The sequence below is a fragment of the Serratia sp. MMO-28 genome (assembly GCF_037199905.1).
In the GTDB taxonomy this organism is placed as follows: Bacteria; Pseudomonadota; Gammaproteobacteria; order Enterobacterales; family Enterobacteriaceae; genus Chania; species Chania oryzae.
On record NZ_JBBCVB010000004.1, the window covers coordinates 88,740 to 107,104 of the forward strand.

15 protein-coding genes and 3 tRNA genes are annotated in these 18,365 nt (G+C 52.6%); 10 read left to right on the forward strand and 8 right to left on the reverse strand.

The genetic code is table 11. The features are described 5' to 3' along the window. Nucleotides 1-98: 98 nt before the first annotated feature. Together WG891_RS04800 and rsuA are read right to left on the reverse strand one after the other, a co-directional pair. On the reverse strand, nt 99-1,286 hold the full coding sequence (locus tag WG891_RS04800) for a Bcr/CflA family multidrug efflux MFS transporter (protein WP_337261730.1): 1,188 nt from the start codon (nt 1,284-1,286) through the stop codon (nt 99-101). A 29-nt stretch (nt 1,287-1,315) separates the two neighbouring features. Further along, entirely contained in the window at nt 1,316-2,029 is a 714-nt protein-coding gene (gene rsuA, locus WG891_RS04805) for a 16S rRNA pseudouridine(516) synthase RsuA (protein WP_076941534.1), read from the reverse strand. Nucleotides 2,030-2,359: 330 nt separating this feature from the next. On the opposite strand from rsuA, the gene WG891_RS04810 reads away from it, so the two are divergent. Further along, nucleotides 2,360-4,117, forward strand: coding sequence for a DEAD/DEAH box helicase (locus WG891_RS04810; protein ID WP_337261731.1), 1,758 nt, complete (start codon nt 2,360-2,362; stop codon nt 4,115-4,117). Between the two features lie 151 nt (nt 4,118-4,268). Continuing rightward, a complete protein-coding gene (gene rplY, locus WG891_RS04815) occupies nt 4,269-4,553 on the forward strand; it encodes a 50S ribosomal protein L25 (protein WP_076941536.1) in 285 nt (94 codons plus the stop codon). A 79-nt stretch (nt 4,554-4,632) separates the two neighbouring features. Here the strand turns inward: rplY and yejK are convergent, their stop codons facing one another. Then, a complete protein-coding gene (gene yejK, locus WG891_RS04820) occupies nt 4,633-5,640 on the reverse strand; it encodes a nucleoid-associated protein YejK (protein WP_076941537.1) in 1,008 nt (335 codons plus the stop codon). Between the two features lie 241 nt (nt 5,641-5,881). On the opposite strand from yejK, the gene WG891_RS04825 reads away from it, so the two are divergent. The 5 genes from WG891_RS04825 to WG891_RS04845 all read left to right on the forward strand — a co-directional run bounded on the left by WG891_RS04825 (nt 5,882) and on the right by WG891_RS04845 (nt 9,067). After that, nucleotides 5,882-6,109, forward strand: coding sequence for a YejL family protein (locus WG891_RS04825; RefSeq protein WP_076941538.1), 228 nt, complete (start codon nt 5,882-5,884; stop codon nt 6,107-6,109). Nucleotides 6,110-6,118: 9 nt separating this feature from the next. After that, a complete protein-coding gene (yejM, locus tag WG891_RS04830) occupies nt 6,119-7,894 on the forward strand; it encodes an LPS biosynthesis-modulating metalloenzyme YejM (RefSeq protein ID WP_337261732.1) in 1,776 nt (591 codons plus the stop codon). Nucleotides 7,895-7,971: 77 nt separating this feature from the next. Continuing rightward, nucleotides 7,972-8,048: transfer RNA gene (locus tag WG891_RS04835), tRNA-Pro, on the forward strand. 241 nt (nt 8,049-8,289) lie between these two features. Then, complete coding sequence (locus WG891_RS04840; protein WP_337261733.1) at nt 8,290-8,688, forward strand: VOC family protein; 399 nt, start codon at nt 8,290-8,292, stop codon at nt 8,686-8,688. Nucleotides 8,689-8,824: 136 nt separating this feature from the next. After that, nucleotides 8,825-9,067, forward strand: coding sequence for a DinI family protein (locus WG891_RS04845; protein ID WP_337261734.1), 243 nt, complete (start codon nt 8,825-8,827; stop codon nt 9,065-9,067). Between the two features lie 161 nt (nt 9,068-9,228). On the opposite strand, the gene WG891_RS04850 is transcribed toward WG891_RS04845, so the two are convergent. The 4 genes from WG891_RS04850 to WG891_RS04865 form a co-directional block, all read right to left on the reverse strand. Then, nucleotides 9,229-9,304: transfer RNA gene (locus tag WG891_RS04850), tRNA-Thr, on the reverse strand. A 6-nt stretch (nt 9,305-9,310) separates the two neighbouring features. After that, nucleotides 9,311-9,398 (reverse strand) — tRNA-Ser (locus WG891_RS04855). 156 nt (nt 9,399-9,554) lie between these two features. Continuing rightward, nucleotides 9,555-9,884 (reverse strand): osmotically-inducible lipoprotein OsmE, encoded by a 330-nt coding sequence (osmE, locus tag WG891_RS04860; RefSeq protein ID WP_337261735.1) that lies wholly within the window; start codon nt 9,882-9,884, stop codon nt 9,555-9,557. A gap of 139 nt (nt 9,885-10,023) precedes the next feature. Then, nucleotides 10,024-10,440 (reverse strand): VOC family protein, encoded by a 417-nt coding sequence (locus tag WG891_RS04865; RefSeq protein ID WP_337261736.1) that lies wholly within the window; start codon nt 10,438-10,440, stop codon nt 10,024-10,026. A 184-nt stretch (nt 10,441-10,624) separates the two neighbouring features. On the opposite strand from WG891_RS04865, the gene WG891_RS04870 reads away from it, so the two are divergent. The 3 genes from WG891_RS04870 to rcsB all read left to right on the forward strand — a co-directional run bounded on the left by WG891_RS04870 (nt 10,625) and on the right by rcsB (nt 15,276). After that, entirely contained in the window at nt 10,625-11,779 is a 1,155-nt protein-coding gene (locus WG891_RS04870; protein WP_337261737.1) for an MFS transporter, read from the forward strand. A 145-nt stretch (nt 11,780-11,924) separates the two neighbouring features. After that, a complete protein-coding gene (rcsD, locus tag WG891_RS04875) occupies nt 11,925-14,633 on the forward strand; it encodes a phosphotransferase RcsD (RefSeq protein WP_337261738.1) in 2,709 nt (902 codons plus the stop codon). Beyond that, complete coding sequence (gene rcsB, locus WG891_RS04880) at nt 14,626-15,276, forward strand: response regulator transcription factor RcsB (protein ID WP_025122830.1); 651 nt, start codon at nt 14,626-14,628, stop codon at nt 15,274-15,276. Before rcsD ends, rcsB begins: the two co-directional genes overlap by 8 nt. Nucleotides 15,277-15,325: 49 nt before the next feature. Here the strand turns inward: rcsB and rcsC are convergent, their stop codons facing one another. Continuing rightward, nucleotides 15,326-18,199: a two-component system sensor histidine kinase RcsC gene (rcsC, locus tag WG891_RS04885; RefSeq protein ID WP_337261739.1), complete on the reverse strand. Its 2,874-nt coding sequence runs from the start codon at nt 18,197-18,199 to the stop codon at nt 15,326-15,328. Between the last annotated feature and the right edge of the window lie 166 nt (nt 18,200-18,365).

The window sequence follows — 18,365 nt, forward strand, 5'->3', positions numbered from 1 at the left end:
ATAAAGCCCGCGGGGTAATAATACTTTCCCACAGAAATAATTTAGCACTATCACTACAATAATCCCCCTGTATTTTCGAAATGCAGGGGGAATGCCGGTTATTTCTTAGGCGCGCTGGCAAAGCGGTAAAACAACATGGCAATAATGCTACACAATGCCATGGAAGAGACCATCGGCCATACGCTTTTACCCGGTGCCATGGCAAGTATTGTGCCAACCAGCGCACCAATGCTGAAACGCAAGGTGCCTGCCAGCGAAGAGGCGGTTCCCGCCATATGCGGAAAATCGTCCAGAATCACTGCCATCGCGTTGGAGGAGATCATGGCGATACAACCAAGATAAACCGCTACGCCCAGCACCAGTGCCCAGAACCCCAGCCCGCTGGCACTTACCAGCAGCAACCATATCCCCATCACTAACTGCACGGATAAACCGAAGCGGAACATTTTGACGGCTCCGACACGGCGTACATTGCGGCTGTTGATCAGAGTGGTTAGGAACAGGAACACGATATTCAGCGCAAAGTAGTAACCAAAATGCTGGGGGGAAACGTTATTCAGCTCGATATAAACAAAAGGCCCGGCGCTGAGGAAGGAAAACATCCCGGCAAACGAAAAAGCGCTGGCCAGCATATAGCTCAACACCCGCTTATGACGGAACAATGAGCCGAAATTCCCCAGCGTGGTGCGCAGATGGAATTTCTGCCGCCGCGCTTTGGGCAAGGTTTCTTTGATGAAGAACGCCACCAGCACCGAGCCGAGCAATGCCGCCGCTCCCATGGTCCAGAAAATGGCATGCCAGCTAAACCACAGCAGCAACGCGCCCCCGATCATCGGAGCCAGCAACGGCGCAATGGTCATCACCAGGATCACGAACGACATCATGCGTGAGAATTCATCTTTGCTGAACATATCGCGCATCAGCGCGTTAATCACCACGCTGGCGGCGGCCGCCGACAGGCCATGCAGGAAACGCAGGTTGATCAGCTGTTCAACCGACTGCGCCATGGCGCAGGCCCCGCCCGCGATGGCAAAAATCAACGTGCCCCACAGGATCACCGGCTTGCGGCCAACGCTGTCTGACATCGGCCCATAGAACAGTTGGCCTAAGGCAAAGCCCAGCACGTAAGCGCTGAGCGTCATCTGTACCCGACCAGACGCCACGCCAAACTCCTGGGCGATAATCGGCATACTGGGCAAATACATGTCGATCGCCAGTGGCATCAGCATGGAAAGCAGGCCGAGAATAAAGATCAAGCCCAGGTGAGATGTCCGTTTCTGTTGCACGTTCAATGACTCCTTCATCGGCAGCAAAATCAATCCTGCAGGTGCGGCGCACCCACGCTGGCAATCTCTTCTTCGGTCAACGGACGATATTCTCCCGGGGCCAAATCATCATCCAGCGCAATAGCCCCAATGCGTTCACGGTGCAGTTCAACGACCCGGTTGCCTACGGCGGCAAACATACGTTTTACCTGGTGATAGCGCCCTTCGCTGATGGTCAAGCGCACCAGATTATCTTCGATCTTTTCCAGGCGCGCCGGTTTGGTCAGGTCTTTTTCATTGTGCAATTGCACCCCCTGCTCAAAGCGCTGGGCGGTGTCTTCAGCCAGCGGATGCTCCAGCGTAACCAGATAGGTTTTCTCACAGTGATGTTTTGGCGAGGTGATCCGGTGCGACCACTGGCCATCATCGGTCATCAACACCAGGCCGGTGGTATCAATATCCAATCGCCCCGCCGCATGCAGCTTGTAGGCCACGGGTTCATCGAGGAAATAGAGCACCGTCGGGTGATCCGGATCTTCGGTGGAACACACGTACCCCTGCGGTTTATTGAGCATGAAATAACGCGGCCCGGTCAGTTGCGACAACACGTTGCCGTCGAACGTCACTTCCTGTTCTGGAGTCAGCTTGATCGCCCCGCTCTTCACCACTTCACCGTCCACGGTAACGCGTTTGGCACGCAGTTCACGCGCCACCAGTGCGCGGCTGATGCCTAATTGTTGAGATAAAAATTTGTCCAGTCGCATTGAATCTGCTTTGCCTGTCGTTGTTATGATCGCATTGATCGGGTTGCTGAATATAACGCCCCACCCTTACACCAGGTGCAAAAAGCAGGTTCGAAGAGGAGGAATCAGTAAAATCGCGTGGGGAAACAGCGATTGCTGTCACATAAGTATAGCGGCGGAAAGGGTGCCATAACAGCGGCAATTTCCAAGCTTCTCGCACCCGTGGCGCCAGAAGGGCATAATAAGGGAAACTTTATCCGCCCTTCAGGGAGCAGCATGACAGGATTTCAGCAAGGCTTTCTATTGCAAAGCCGGCTCTCGGCGGCCCATTCCAGCAAACGGCGTTAATTCATGGCATTTACCCTGCGCCCCTATCAGTTGGAGGCGGTCGAGGCCACCATCCAACATTTTCGTCAGCACCCTGAACCGGCGCTGATCGTGCTGCCGACCGGTGCGGGCAAAAGCCTGGTGATTGCCGAACTGGCAAAGCGCGCCCGTGGGCGAGTGCTGGTGTTAGCGCACGTCAAAGAGTTAGTGGCGCAAAACCATGCCAAATATTGTGCTTACGGGCTGGAGGCAGACATTTTTGCCGCCGGGCTGCAACAGAAAGAGAGCAGCGGTAAAGTGGTCTTTGGCAGTGTGCAGTCGGTAGCGCGCAATCTTGCGCTGTTTGATAGCGCCTTTTCGCTGTTGATTATCGACGAATGCCACCGCATCAGCGACGACGATGACAGCCAGTATCAACAGATTATTCAGCATCTGCAAAAAGCCAACCCACAACTGCGCCTGCTTGGCTTGACAGCCACCCCTTATCGGCTGGGGAAAGGGTGGATCTATCAGTTCCATTATCACGGCTTCATCCGCGGCGACAGCAGCAGCCTGTTCCGCGACTGCATCTATGAACTGCCGCTGCGTTATATGATCAAGCACGGGTTTCTGGTTCCGCCAGAGCGCTTGGATATGCCCATCGTGCAGTACGATTTCAGCCGGCTGGAGGCCAGAAGCAATGGTTTATTCAGCGAAGTCGATCTCAACCGCGAACTGAAAAAACAGCATCGCATCACGCCGCACATCATCAGCCAGATTGTGGAATATGCGCAAACCCGCAAAGGCGTGATGATCTTTGCTGCAACGGTAGAACATGCCCGCGAAATTCACGGCCTGCTGCCCGCCGGAGAAGCCGCCCTGGTGAGCGCCGAAACGCCCGCCGCCGAACGCGATGCGCTGATCGAAGCCTTTAAGCAGCAGCAACTGCGCTATCTGGTTAACGTGGCGGTATTGACTACCGGTTTTGACGCCCCGCATGTTGATCTGATCGCGATCTTGCGGCCAACCGAATCCGTCAGCCTGTATCAGCAGATCGTCGGGCGCGGGCTGCGGCTGGCTCCCGGCAAGAAAGAGTGTTTGATTCTCGACTACGCAGGCAACCCGCACGATCTGTTCACCCCAGAAGTAGGGGTCAGCAAACCCCACGCGGGCAGCCAACCGGTGCAGGTGTTCTGCCCGGCCTGCGGCTTCGCCAACCTGTTCTGGGGAAAATGTACCGAGAGCGGTGCGATCATCGAGCACTATGGCCGCCGCTGCCAAGGCTGGCTTGAGGACAACGACGGCCACCGTGAACAATGTGACTATCGCTTCCGTTTCAAAAACTGCCCGCACTGCGGCGCGGAAAACGATATCGCCGCCCGCCGCTGCCATCAGTGCCAGGAAGTGCTGGTCGATCCTGATGATATGCTGAAAGCCGCTTTGAAGCTGAAAGATGCGCTGGTACTGCGCTGTGGCGGCATGGAGTTACAAAACGGCCGCGATGATAAAGGGGAGTGGCTGAAGGCCACGTACTACGACGAAGACGGCACCAGCGCCAGTGAACGCTTCCGCCTGCACACCCCGGCCCAGCGAAAAGCGTTTGAAATGCTGTTCCTGCGGCCGCATCAGCGCGCTCCTGGGGTGCCATTCAGTTGGCAGAATGCGGCCGATATTCTGGCGCAGCAGGCGCTGTTGCGCCATCCGGACTTTGTCGTGGCGCGCAAACGCGGCCAGTTCTGGCAAATACGCGAAAAGGTTTTTGATTATCAGGGGCGCTTTCGCCGGGCCAATGAGCTCTATTAAGCGGCGCGTGGCAGGTTTTCGTTGCCCATAGAGTGGCTTTCCGTTAAAATGCCGCCCGCTTTGCCTGGGTTTACCCAGTGTGAAAGCAGGTTATCGAGCCTGTTACTGGGTCGCCTGTAGCAGGGTAAATTTTCTTTTAAGAGAAAAAACAATGTTCACTATCAACGTACAAGTACGTAAAGACCAGGGTAAGGGTGCGAGCCGCCGCCTGCGTGCAGCAAACAAATTCCCAGCTATCGTTTACGGTGGCAAAGAAGCTGCAGTTTCCATCGAATTAGACCATGATTCTGTAAAGAACATGGAAGTTAAACCAGAATTCTACAGCGAAGCAGTAACTCTGGTTATCGACGGTAAAGAAACCAAAGTTAAGGTTCAGGCTGTACAGCGTCACCCGTTCAAGCCAAAACTGGCTCACATCGACTTCGTTCGCGTTTAATCGCCACGTTATCGATCTTTCGGGACGCCGAAGTAGAAAACGCCGCAATTGCGGCGTTTTTTATTGGCTGCGATCCGGCTTATTTGCCGCCGCTTGAGCGGCGTTGCAGCTGATCGCGCAGGTTCGGCGGTGTCCCGCGGATCGTCAGCGTGTCCGTAGCTGGATCCCAGAAAATCCGCTCCCCCAACAGCATGGCATCAAAGTTCAGGCTGATACCGCCGCCGCTACCGGCAAACTTGGTCAGCTGCCGCAGCGTGCCGCGATCCGCCGGGAAACTCTCTTCCAGTTGATAGCCCTGCTCGCTGGAAAACTGCAGGAAATCTTTTTCGCCAACCGGCGCGAGCTCTTGCGACAGAGCCTGCAACTCAATCTCTTCACCCGCCTGTAATTGCTCATTGCAGTAGCTATAAACCTGCTGGCGCACCGACTGGCGTTCGTTCTTACCCAACTGCGCATCGTCACAGTAATCGTCCACCGCCTGCAACAAGCCACGGTTCTGCGCCTTGGTATCCAAACCTTCCGCCGCCGCCAGGAAGTCCATGAAGAAATCAGAAACTTTGCGCCCCACGCGCCCTTTCAGGAAGGTCAGATAACGCGTTGATTGCGGGTTGGTTTCCCATTCGGTCAGATCAATACGCGCCACGATATCCGCATGGTTGATATCCAGATAGTGAGTTGTGCTGATGTCCAGCTCTTCATTGACGCGCATACTGTTACAACTGTTCAGCACGGCAATCAGCAAATACTCCACCGCCAGGAAACGGTATTGGCCAAACAGCACCACGCCACCATCGGCAAACGGGTATTTCGCCAGTTCATCACGCAGGCGACCGGTCGCCGCACGGCTGAATGCCAGGAAGTCTTCATCGCCCTTGCGGCAGGTACGCAACGCGTCCGCCAACTCGCTTTCCTCGTTGAACAAGCCGTAAGCTTTACTCTTGGCACTGTAAACGCGGTGCAGTTCTGCCATCATCTCTTCCACCGCCGCATTGGTGGGGAGAAGGGAATCGCGTAGCACCACGTCCAACGTCTGTTCGTCGCGTTTTACCAACTGGTGCAGCGCAATCTGGTCGATATCCAGACTCATGATTAATCCTCCTGTTCTTTGAGCGCGTATTCAAGCACTGAAGGCTGCGAACCGCAACAGATACCCAATGGATTTCAAGCGCGGGCAGATGCTGGCATCAATGAAGCCGCTAACGCCCCTGTCTCCTGCCGGGCAGCAGCTATAATCACTTCCTTAACGATCTTCGCACTATAAAAGAGCGGAAAAACACGGCCCTATACGGTAAGATATTGGACTTTGTCAGGCTTTGAGCACAATCTTTATGCCACAATCATCTCGTTACAGTGACGAACACGTTGAACAATTGCTTTCTGAACTGGTCAATGTTTTGGAAAAACACCATACTCCCACCGATCTCTCTTTGATGGTGCTGGGCAACATGGTAACCAACCTGATCAATACCAGTATTGCTCCCGCGCAGCGGAAGTCACTGGCAAGATCCTTTGCTGAAGCTCTACAGGCTTCGATCCGTGAAGATAAAGCGCATTAATAATTATTTATGGTGACAAACCGTCAGCGTTATCGTGAAAAAGTCTCCCAGATGATCAGTTGGGGGCACTGGTTCGCCTTGTTTAACATTCTGCTCAGTATTGGGTTGGGCAGCCGCTACCTGTTTGTCACCGACTGGCCGTCCTCATTGTTGGGGCGGATTTATGCGTTAGTCAGCCTGATTGGGCAGTTCAGCTTTATTGTGTTTGCTGCCTATCTGCTGATCGTCTTCCCACTCACCTTTGTGGTGATGTCGCAACGCCTGTTGCGATTTATTTCTGCCGCGTTGGCCACCGCCGGGTTAACGTTGCTGCTGGTCGACAGCGCCGTCTTTTCCCACTTCCACCTGCACCTTAACCCGGTGGTGTGGGAACTGGTGATCAACCCAGATCAAAGTGAACTGGCACGCGATTGGCAACTGATGTTCATCAGCGTACCGGTGATCTTCCTGATTCAAATGCTGTTTGCCACCTGGAGCTGGCAGAAGCTGCGCAGCCTTAACCGGCGTAGCTTTGGCAAGCCGCTGGCAGCGCTGTTTATCTGCTCGTTCTTCGCTTCACATCTGATTTATATCTGGGCCGATGCCAATTTCTATCGCCCGATCACCATGCAGCGCGCCAATCTGCCGCTCTCTTATCCGATGACCGCGCGTAAGTTTTTGGAAAAACACGGTCTGTTGAACCAAGAAGAGTACGAACGCCGCCTGATTCAGCAGGGTAGCCCTGAAGCAGCCGCGGTAGAATACCCGCTGAGCCCACTGAACTACCGTGATAAAGGCAGCGGTTACAATCTGCTGATGATTGTGGTGGATGGCATTCGTAAGGCCGATCTTGAACAAGATATGCCTGCTCTCACCCGTTTTGCTCAGGAAAACATCCGCTTCAGCAATCATTACAGCTCCGGCAACCATGCTGATACCGGCCTGTTTGGCCTGTTCTACGGTATTTCGCCCACTTATCTGGATGGCATTCTGGCAGGGCGTAAACCTTCTGCACTGATCAATGCGCTGAGCGATCAAGGCTATCAATTCGGGCTGTTCTCTTCCGACGGCTTCAATGCCGCGCTTTATCGCCAGGCGTTGCTGGCTGACTTCTCGCTCCCCGCACCCGCCGTGCAGAGCGATGCACTCACTACCCAGCAATGGCAGCGCTGGTTGGCCGACCAGAATCATAGCGCCCCCTGGTTCTCCTACATCAATTTCAGCGGGGCCAACCTGCAAAACAGTGACAAGACACAGGATGCATTTATCCAGCACTACCGTATGGCGGCGAAAGACGTCGATACCCAGATCGCACAGGTGCTGGCAACGCTGAAAGAAAAACAGATGCTGGATAACACGGTGGTGGTGATCACCGCGGAGAACGGCGTCGAATTCAACGATAGCGGCAAAGGGGACTGGGGTGCGGGCACCCGCTTCAACCGCAGCCAGCTTCAGGTTCCTCTGGTCATTCATTGGCCTGGCACACCAGCGCAGACGATCAATAAACTGACCAACCACAATGACGTGATGCGTACCCTGATGCAGCGCCTGTTACACGTCAGCACTGCCGCCAACGATTATTCGCAGGGTGAAGATCTGTTTGCCGCACAGCGGAAAAACGACTGGCTGGCTACCGGCAACCGTAGCCTGCTGGTGATTACTACCCCCAAGCAGACACTGCTATTGGACAGCAACGGCAGCTATCATGCCTACGATCAGGATGATAAAGAGATAAAAGATGAAAAACCTCCGTTAGCGCTATTATTGCAGGTGCTGACAGACGTTAAACGCTTTATTGCCAACTAACTGCTTAAATCTAAAGCAATCAGCGATAAGCCATCTTGAATTCATGACGAGAAACGGTAGTATAGGTCGCACTGCGTCGGCATGTAGCGCAGCCTGGTAGCGCACCGTCATGGGGTGTCGGGGGTCGGAGGTTCGAATCCTCTCATGCCGACCAACTTTTTATAGAGAAACCAACCTGTTACGGTTGGTTTTTTTATGCTTGTGATTTACCGATCATGAAATAGCTCTCGCTCATTGGCCCCTGCCCTGTGATTTGAATCCTACTCTGCTGGTATGGTTATTGTACGTTCAACCTTGGATAGTTATCGTTCAGAACAGATTCTCGCTGGCTCTTGCCGTCAATAATCACAGTGGCAATCGCCGCAAACCGACTTGTTCTGACTTGGAGGTAAAGCATGATTGATCACACCGGTATCAACGTAAGCCAATTTGCCCGAAGTAAAGAATTCTACTCGAAGGTGCTGGCACCATTAGGATATGTGCTGCGTTTGCAGCTCGGCGATGCTGCAGCAGGTTATGGTGAAGCCGTGCTGCAACCGGGGGGTGATCCAGGAGGGGATTTTTGGATCTCTACCGGTGCCCCCTGCACGCCACGTATCCATATTGCCTTTCGCGCCACAAGCCAAGCGCAGGTGAAGGCCTTTTATGAAGCCGCATTGGCAGCAGGAGCCAACGATAACGGAGCTCCAGGGTTCCGTCACCACTATCACAAAAATTACTATGCCGCGTTTGTATACGATCCGGATGGCTACAACATTGAGGCCGTCTTCCATGGTACGGAAGACCCCGTTTGAACCGTTGGTATTTTCGTGGATGGCGCTTATGCCAATGCGTTGTCAGCGCAAGATTTTCTTCATATTTTTCTTGCACTATGCCCTGGCTCTCGGTCAAAATAACTGTATACATAAACAGTCATTTTAAGGTTTAACTATGTTCGTTGAATTGGTGTTTGATAAACGCAACGTTACTGGCATTCCAGGAGCTGCTGAAATTATTAAAGCCGAGCTGACAAAACGTGTGCACCGTCTCTTCCCTGACGCTGAAGTGAAAGTAAAACCCATGCAGGCAAACGCTCTGAATTCCGATGCCAGCAAAAGTGACCGCGAGAAGCTAAACCGTCTGCTTGAAGAAATGTTCGACGAATCCGATCAGTGGCTGACCAATGATATTTAGGCCTGCCGCTCTCCCGCGCCGGTTCAATCAACCGGCGTACCCCACGTCTTCCCTACTCTATCTTTGTTCTTAACGAGAGCAGGCTTTCTAGCACCAGAATAACAAAAAAGCCCAGCAATCATTAAGATTGCTGGGCTTAAGAGACTACGTACATCTAATCATGGTGCCGGCTACCGGAATCGAACTGGTGACCTACTGATTACAAGTCAGTTGCTCTACCTACTGAGCTAAGCCGGCTGAATTTGGCGGAAGGACAGAGATTCGAACTCTGGGACAGTCGCCCGTCGACGGTTTTCAAGACCGTTGCCTTAAACCACTCGGCCATCCTTCCAATGGGCGCAGATATTAGCGATACCGTTATGAAATGTCTACCGTTCCCATGCAAAAAAATGCGGAGAAACGTTCACTTGCTTAAATTTCAGACCACTAGCGGTTAAAAAATAAAGAACCTCGCGAAAATGAGGTTCTTTTAAATCATGGATGACGATTATTTAGGCTGCGTATCGTAATCGGAACAACTCTGATACCCCTTGTTCATCACATGACCCGTCTCGTTAAAGCTGACAAAATAAGTTTGTGCTTTGCCATCACGCGGTGCCACGGCATAGGTGTCACAGGTTCCCTTTGCGTGGATCAGTGTTGCAGAGGTTGATGGCGGCCCGGCAATAGCCCGTACTTGCTGTTTAGTCATCCCGACTTTTACATCGCTTACCACAGGCTCTTTCACATAGCTCGCGGCCCTGTCGTAAGCGGTGCAACCAGCAAGAACAGAAAATGCTGCCGCAATACTAACGATTAATACCCGTTTTTTGGTCATAGCTCATCCTGTTGAAATGCATGTGCCGTGCCCTAAGCCTAGCTGTCCTACAAATAATGCTTTGTCTCTCAGTGCTATTTGCCGCAAATGACATCAGCAATGAGAGCCGACGCATGATATGGGCATAAACCTGACCTACTCAGTAATTAGCCCAAATGCCTGGCGTCACCAACTCCAGCAAGTGCTCATCGGGATCGCGAAAATAAATACTTTCGCCCCCGTGCTCCCAGCGCATGCGCCCTTCGATCCTGATGCCATGTTCAGCCAGATGCTGTTCCCACAGCGGTAATTGTACTTTGCTGACGGCCAGACCAAGATGCTGTGGCCCACGGCCATCGTGCGGCGGAATATATCCTTCTGGATAATGAGCACCGTTCATCGAATCCCCTTCAATAAACAGCAGCAGCACGCTTTTATCCGCCACGTTGTAAGCTCGGAAACGTTCATTCGCCACCATCACTGGCAGCTTTAACACCTGTTGATAAAAAACGGCAGCACGCTCAATATCATGCACATACAGAACCGTTTCGATGACCCGCTCGATTTTCAGATCCATGCTAACCTCATGATTTAAATTCTCATTGATAGAGTAGACAGAGGAGAAAACCGCAGAATAGCAATCTGTGCCTGTTCCCAGAGCAACGGTGACAGCAACGCGAATCCTTTCGACCCCGATCGCAGATTGTGATAAAAACAGGGCTCATTTGAGTCACTTAAACAAAATCGATCCCGATACCCACATGACAGCCACTTTGTGCAATGAACACCCCAAACCCGGCGTACCCGCGCAGATTGCCACTCGCCTGGCCTTTTTTATTGCGGGTCTCGGCATGGCCGCCTGGGCTCCGCTGGTACCTTTTGCCAAGACGCGTGTCGGCATCGATGACGGCTCATTAGGTTTACTGTTGCTGTGCATCGGTGCTGGCTCAATGTTGGCAATGCCACTGACCGGCCTGTTGACCGGCAAATTCGGCTGCAGACGCGTGATCCTACTGGCTGGGTTGCTGCTGTGTATCGATTTGCCACTGCTCGTCCTTATGGACTCAACGGCGGGTATGGCACTGGCACTACTGCTGTTTGGTGCGGCAATCGGTATGATCGATGTGGCCATGAATATACAGGCCGTGGTGGTTGAGCGCGCCAGCGGGCGAGCCATGATGTCGGGTTTTCACGGTTTTTTCAGCGTAGGGGGCATCGTCGGTGCTGGCGGCGTCAGCGCCTTACTATGGCTAGGCTGTGGGCCGCTTCAGGCCACGCTGGTTACCGTCGCCATGATTTTGGCGCTGCTTGCTATCGCCAGTAAAAATCTGCTGCGGGAAAGTGGCGGGGATGCCGGTGGCCCAATGTTCGTGCTGCCGCGTGGCTGGGTGATGTTCATTGGTTTGCTGTGCTTTATTATGTTCCTGGCAGAAGGAGCAATGCTCGATTGGAGCGCACTGTTCCTCACCGCATCCCGTGGCATGGATCATAGCCAAGCAGGGCTCGGTTATGCACTGTTCTCTATCACCATGACGCTCGGTCGGCTGAACGGCGATCGCGTGGTCAATGCCATGGGCAGATATCGGGTGCTGTTATTGGGCAGCCTGTGTGCAGCCATCGGCCTGGTGTTGGCGATCGCCATCGACAACGTGCTGACGTCGCTGCTTGGCTTTATGCTGGTTGGCATTGGTGCTTCCAACGTGGTGCCTATCCTGTTTACCGCGGCCGGGAATCAGCAGGCGATGCCTGCCAACCTGGCTATCGCCTCTGTCACCACGGTCGGCTATGCCGGTATTCTCGCAGGCCCGGCGTTGATCGGTTTCATCGCCCAGCTTTCCAGCCTGACGTTTGCCTTGGCCTGCGTGGCCACCTTGTTACTGATCGTTACCGCGAGTGCTAAGGCGATCACTCGCTAATTCATAAACGGGCTGCCTACAGACCCAAAGCACTTGGCGTTGCAGGTAGGCAGCAGGCGAACGAATCCTGGTGAGCATGCTTCTTCAGCGGCTCGGATAAGTGAGCGCCGCCACTCCTCCCGCGGCTTCAAATACGAAGGGTATAATGCAAAATAAACGACTGACCATCAGCTCCAGCTACCTCACCCGCTGTTTCTGGCTGTTCATCGTGCTGCTGGCCGTAGCGCTCGGCCTGTATGGTTACAACTACACCAATGCCTATCTGGTGGAAAAAAAGTATTCCGTCAGCACCATCGCCAATGCCCTGCAAAAACGCATTGATAGCTACCGCTACCTCACCTACCAGATCTACGACAAATTTGGTAATGCCACCTCGCAGCCCAGCGAAATCCACCGGCAGGAAGCCCGCCTGTACCCAGATGTTTATTACGTGGAAAAGCTGCGCAGGAAGACCGACGCGGTGATTTTTGGCAACCACGACAGCAGCACGCTGACGATGATCGCCAATATTTCAGACTTCCTTGATGTCCGTTGGGGGGCAAAAACCGAAAGCTATGCGATGTATTACCTCAATGGGCAGGATAATAGCCTGAGCCTGGTGACAACCCAATCGCTAAAAGACCTGACCTCGCGTTTAAAGGAAAACTATCTCACTACCTCCGCCGCGGAACGCCGGGCAGAAATGCTGCAACAGGCCAATATGTTGGACGAACGGGAAAGCTTCTCAGGCCTGCGCAAGCAACGTTTTCAGAACGCCTATTCATTTTCGATCCGCACTACGTTTAATCAGCCGGGGCATTTGGCCACGGTGATCGCCTTTGATCTGCCGATTAACGATATCATTCCGCTCCATATGGCGCGTGCCAACTTCCTGCTGCTGCCTGATGGTAGCGAACTGGATGAAAGCGCAGTGCCAAACGAAACCGTTACCGAGACCAGTGCCGTATTGAAAGGCAGTTGGGTTGAATTCAGCGTTGTCTTGCCCAATGCGCCGCTGAAACTGGTCTACCGCGTTTCTGCCATCAATCTGGCCATTGACCTGTTACGCAATAATCTCTGGCTGCTAGTGGTTAATCTGTTGCTGATGGCGCTGTCGATGATGGGGATTTACTTTATCCGCCAACAATACATACGCCCAAGCGAGAACATGGCCGCCGAGCTGGAGAGGGTGCGTGCGCTGAGCCGGGAAATTGTCGCCAGCCTCCCCTCAGGGCTGCTGGTGTACGATTTTGCCAGCAACAGCGTGATTACCAGCAACAAAATCGCCGAACACCTGCTGCCACATCTCAGCTTGCAAAAAATCGCCCATATGGCAGAACAGCACCACGGGGTGATCCAGGTAACGGTGAATAACGAGGTTTATGAAATCCGGATTTTCCCTAGCCAATTATCCGCCGAAACCTATCTGTTCCTGCTGCACGATCAGGACAGAGAAGTGCTGGTGAACAAACGCTTGCAGTTGGCACGCCATGAGTACGATAAAAACGTTCAGGCACGCAAGCTGATGTTGCATAACCTGGGGATCGAACTCAATCAGCCGGTACGGCAGATGCATGAATTGGCTGAGCGCCTGCGCACGCCGTCAGACGAAGAACAGCGGCAGACGCTGCTTAATCAACTGAACCTGGCTTCATCATCAGTGCTAGGTTTAATCGAGAACATTACCCTGCTCACGCGGCTGGAAACCCAGGAGTGGCAGCCTTCGCGCCAGCCGTTCAGCCCGTTGGTGCTGATCGATGAGCTGCTGCAGGACGCCCTGCCCGCTATCAACCAGAAGGGATTGGCGCTATTCAGCCATTTCCATCTTGCTGCAGACCAGCAATACATCGGCGATACCCATGCGCTGCGCAAAGTTATCTCGCTACTGCTTCACTACGCGACTATCACGACATCCTACGGCAAGATTACGCTGATTGTAGAACATGAAGCGAATCGCCCGAATCATCTGGTGTTCCATATCAACGATACGGGCTCGGGCATTTCCAGTGAGGAAATCAGCAATCTCACTTACCCCTTCCTCAGCCAGACGTTAGCCGATCGTTTCAACCAAGGCTCTGGGCTCACCTTTTTCCTGTGTAATCAACTATGCAAGAAGCTGAACGGCCAGTTGGAGATCCACAGTAAAATCGATATTGGCACCCGTTACACTATCCGCGTCGGCCTGGAGATGAAAAAGAGCCAGCAAGAAGAGGAAGTGCAAGAAAAGTTGCTGGACGGGGTAACGGCCCTGCTGGACATCACTTCAGAAGAAGTTCGCAGCATTGTCACCCACCTGTTGAATGCCTATGGCGCTGACTGTATCGTCGCCGAAGAGCACCAGCTCAACCGCAATTATGACGTGTTGCTGACCGATAATCCGCAGCAGGCCGATGATTATACGTTACTGCTGGCCAGCGATGAAACCGGCTGGCAACAGCTCGACAAAGGCTATATTCGGGTCAACTATAATCTGAGCGGTGCGATGATCGATGCCATTCTGATGCTGATGGAACAGCAGATGGCCGCACTCGATCGGGAGGAAAGCCCGCAATCCTTAACGGAAAAAGATATTCAACACTATGAAAAACAATTGAAATCAAGCGATTACTATAGTTTATTTATCGATACAGTACCCGAGGATGTCAGAAAACTGTATACTGAAGTGGGCAGCAGTGATTTTGCTGCACTGACTCAAACCGCACACCGCCTGAAAGGCGTGTTTGCTATGTTAAACCTGCTTCCCGGCAAGCAATTGTGTGAATCGTTAGAACAGCACATCGCAGACGGTGATACGCTTAAGATCGAGAATAACATCAGTCAGATTGATTTTTTCATCAGTAGACTGCTGCAGCAAGGTAGCCAACAACATGAATAACCTGAACGTAATTATTGCTGATGACCATCCTATCGTACTGTTTGGCATCCGGAAGTCACTTGAGCAAATTGAATGGGTGAATGTCGTTGGGGAGTTTGAAGACTCAACAGCACTGATCAACAATCTGTCCAAGCTGGATGCTAACGTACTGATCACCGATCTTTCGATGCCTGGTGACAAGTATGGCGATGGCATCACACTGATTAAATATATCAAGCGCCACTATCCGCAGTTGTCGATCATTGTTCTGACCATGAACAATAACCCGGCAATTCTCAGCGCCGTGCTGGATCTGGATATCGAAGGCATCGTCCTGAAGCAAGGTGCGCCGACCGATCTGCCTAAGGCGCTGGCCGCATTGCAGAAAGGCAAGAAGTTTACGCCGGAAAGCGTGTCCAAACTGCTAGAAAAAATCAATGCCAGTGGTTACGGTGACAAACGTCTTTCGCCGAAAGAAAGCGAAGTATTACGCCTGTTTGCTGAAGGTTTCCTGGTGACCGAAATCGCCAAAAAGCTGAACCGCAGCATCAAAACCATCAGTAGCCAAAAGAAATCGGCCATGATGAAGCTGGGCGTTGATAACGACATTGCCCTGCTTAACTATCTCTCCTCCGTCAGCATGACGCAGTTAGATAAAGATTAAGTCCACTACGGGCAAACGGAAAAGGCGCTTCATGCGCCTTTTTGTCGTTTTAGACCTCTTCCTGCTCGATCCTGCTGCGCCGCACCTGCTGGCTGTAATAGGATAATGTCTGATTGAGCGTTTCCAAGGTGACCGGTTTCGACAGGCAGTTATCCATCCCGGCTTCGATGCAACGCTGCTTCTCTTCCGCCAAAGCATTGGCCGTTACGCCAATTACCGGTGCGATAACCCGCAACTGCCGCAAACGCTGCGTCAAGCGATAGCCATCCATATTCGGCATATTGACGTCAGTCAGTACAATATCCACCTCATTGTGATTCAAGACCCCTAACGCATCGATACCGTCGTTAGCAGTAATCACCGGGTAACCCAGCGACGTTAACTGATCGGATAACAGACGGCGGTTGATCGGATGATCGTCCACCACCAATAAACGGATATCCCCGTTATCCACTGCGCAGGGTTTCGCTGGTGAAGGCAGTGTTAACAGGGGTTTAGTATCGTCGGCATCAACACCAAACAGGCGATTCAACAGCACAATGGTATCCCGCGATGTCGAAGTGCTATGCATCCAGTAACCCGGATGGGTTTCCAATGCAGGCCCAATGTGCCCGATGGAAAATTCGATTTGTGCCAATAACGGCGTTGCTAATTGCAACGGATAATCACTCAGCAGAATATCCCCCGCTGTCGTCTCCTGCCCTTCATAGCGCTGGATCCTCGCTCCATATCCCCCCAAGATGGCCATCAGATAGCTTTCCAACCGTTGGTTACGGATCTGCAGCCACAGCGCTTTCCCCTGCCAGGTATCGCTGGCCTGCGGCGCTGGGAACTGAGCCCCAAACAGGGGAATGCGAATAGTGAACATACTACCGAGCCCAGGTTCAGACTCCACGGAGATATCGCCGTCCATCAGGTTGACCAGCTTCTCACAAATCGCCAAACCCAAACCGGTCCCCTGGAAATGGCGCTGCACCCCGCTACCCACCTGGAAGAAAGGATCAAACAGGCGCGGGATTTCTTTCTCGGGGATGCCTACGCCCGTGTCGCGCACGGTAAATTCCAGATAGCTATTGCGAGTGCACACCTGCAGGATAATACAGCCAGTATCGGTAAATTTGATCGCATTGCTCAGCAGATTAGAGAGAACCTGTTGCAAACGTACCGGATCGCCATTAATACGCTCTGGCACGTTCTGCTCAATGAAACAGTACAGCCCGAGGTGTTTCTTCACCACCAGCGGCAGATAGTTGCCTGCTATATGGGTGATCACTTCCAGGCACGAGAATTCGCGCGGCTCAATCTTTAACTGCTCGGACTCGATTTTGGAGAAATCCAGAATGTCACTGATGATCTTCAGCAACAGCCCCGAGGAGTTGTTCATCGCATTGACCAAACGCTCTACCCCTTGTGGCAGTTCCTTGGTCTGCAGCAGATCCAGATTGCCAATAATGCCGTACAGCGGCGTGCGCAGTTCATGGCTGACGGTAGCCAGGAACATCGACTTAGACTGACTGGCCTGCTCCGCCGCCGCCGCCATCTCCTGCAGCGACTCCTCCATCTTCACGCGGGCGCTCACATCCACTAATACGCAGATGGCCACATCTTCATTGCGATAGCGGGAATGCACAAAACTGATTTGCAGATTGTTGTTATTGCTGGTCATCACATCGACAAAATTCGTCTGCTGCTCACAGATGATGCGCGTAATGCGCTCGCGATCTTCGTGGGTCAGCAGATTGATATAGTTGTGCGCCAATTCGTTACTCAGAATATTGCTGCCGTCGCTGATACGCAGAATACAGATCCCCACCGGAGCCGAAGCGACGATCTTACGGTTGAACTGCTCATGCTCTTCCAGACGAAAAGCATTCTCTTCTGCGGGCAGGAACATTTTGCGCTCAAACAGCCAGGCTAGGCTGAATATCACGAAGGCCGACAGCAAGTTCAACAGCACCGCGTTGAGGATCAACACTTTAAAGCGGTCCGCCACGCTCTTCACCGGCAATGAATAGACAATACTGAGCGCTGACGGCGGTAACGCCTTCTTCATGATCAGATCGTGATAACTATCGACATAGCCAAAATACGTGTGAGCCTGCGGATAAGTATAAGATGAAGCCACGTAGCGATCGCCGTTTGTCAGGCGCAACACGGGCTCGCTGTTCTCATCCAGCACCGTCACACTCACCGGCAGGTTGCCCGAATTGACAAAATCCTCCAGACGAATGGTTTGTTCAATCCCCAACAAGGCTTCCAGCTTGTTGCCAACATAGAGGGGGGCCATGACATACAGATAGCCAACATCTGGCCGCTGAGTGCTAGGGCTGATCCAGTAGAGATTGCTGCTTCGATCCAGGTTGTTGGTATTACGATATTTCAGAATCTGCTCATGCAATGACTTCAGGACACTTTGTCGATCGGCGGTACCACTGCTGCTGCCAAACTCCGTCATACACAAGCTATCACCGCCAATGAAAAACACCCGGTTGAGGTCGTAGGCGGCAACAAAGTTCTCTTTCCAGTATTGTACCTGGCTGCTCAATGAAGCGAGGGATTCGTGATAAGCACCGTTGAGAGCGCAGTTAGACTCAGGGTAAAGCGGGATAAACGATAACGGAATGCTGCTCTTGCCGTTAATGACGCCGGTAAATGCATCCAGGCTACCCACCGAACGGTTAAGGCGGTTTTCCGCCATGTATTTGATATCTCTGATAATATCAGAAGAGTGGCGAATATACCCCTGTGCCTGATCGAAGTTGAGATTAAACTCCTGCCGGATATCTGATTCTTTTTCATGCAGAATATCCAGAATATAAAACGTCGTCAGCAACGCCCCCAGCGACCACAGCATAAGCGCCAGCACCCGGAACAAATAGCGGGAAATCTTTAAGGTGGTGCGGAAAGAGGCTAAATATTTCAATCGGATACCATATCAAAATGAGTGGTAACGTGCGTGTTCATCACAAAAATGGCTATTCCGGGGAAACACCGCTGGACCATATACTCTTCATAATTCGAGTTGCCTGTAGGCGGCACGTCCGAGTCGCCAGGAGCCTAGGGCACTGTGTGACTGGTGCGACAACGCT

Excerpts from the sequence above, each read along its gene's own strand:
- rsuA (WP_076941534.1), bottom strand. The coding sequence starts at position 2,029 with ATGCGACTGGACAAATTTTTATCTCAACAATTAGGCATCAGCCGCGCA.
- WG891_RS04810 (WP_337261731.1), top strand. The coding sequence starts at position 2,360 with ATGGCATTTACCCTGCGCCCCTATCAGTTGGAGGCGGTCGAGGCCACC.
- WG891_RS04825 (WP_076941538.1), top strand. The coding sequence starts at position 5,882 with ATGCCACAATCATCTCGTTACAGTGACGAACACGTTGAACAATTGCTT.
- rcsB (WP_025122830.1), top strand. The coding sequence starts at position 14,626 with ATGAATAACCTGAACGTAATTATTGCTGATGACCATCCTATCGTACTG.
- osmE (WP_337261735.1), bottom strand. The coding sequence starts at position 9,884 with ATGACCAAAAAACGGGTATTAATCGTTAGTATTGCGGCAGCATTTTCT.
- rplY (WP_076941536.1), top strand. The coding sequence starts at position 4,269 with ATGTTCACTATCAACGTACAAGTACGTAAAGACCAGGGTAAGGGTGCG.
- WG891_RS04865 (WP_337261736.1), bottom strand. The coding sequence starts at position 10,440 with ATGGATCTGAAAATCGAGCGGGTCATCGAAACGGTTCTGTATGTGCAT.
- yejK (WP_076941537.1), bottom strand. The coding sequence starts at position 5,640 with ATGAGTCTGGATATCGACCAGATTGCGCTGCACCAGTTGGTAAAACGC.
- WG891_RS04870 (WP_337261737.1), top strand. The coding sequence starts at position 10,625 with ATGACAGCCACTTTGTGCAATGAACACCCCAAACCCGGCGTACCCGCG.
- yejM (WP_337261732.1), top strand. The coding sequence starts at position 6,119 with ATGGTGACAAACCGTCAGCGTTATCGTGAAAAAGTCTCCCAGATGATC.
- rcsD (WP_337261738.1), top strand. The coding sequence starts at position 11,925 with ATGCAAAATAAACGACTGACCATCAGCTCCAGCTACCTCACCCGCTGT.
- WG891_RS04845 (WP_337261734.1), top strand. The coding sequence starts at position 8,825 with ATGTTCGTTGAATTGGTGTTTGATAAACGCAACGTTACTGGCATTCCA.
- WG891_RS04840 (WP_337261733.1), top strand. The coding sequence starts at position 8,290 with ATGATTGATCACACCGGTATCAACGTAAGCCAATTTGCCCGAAGTAAA.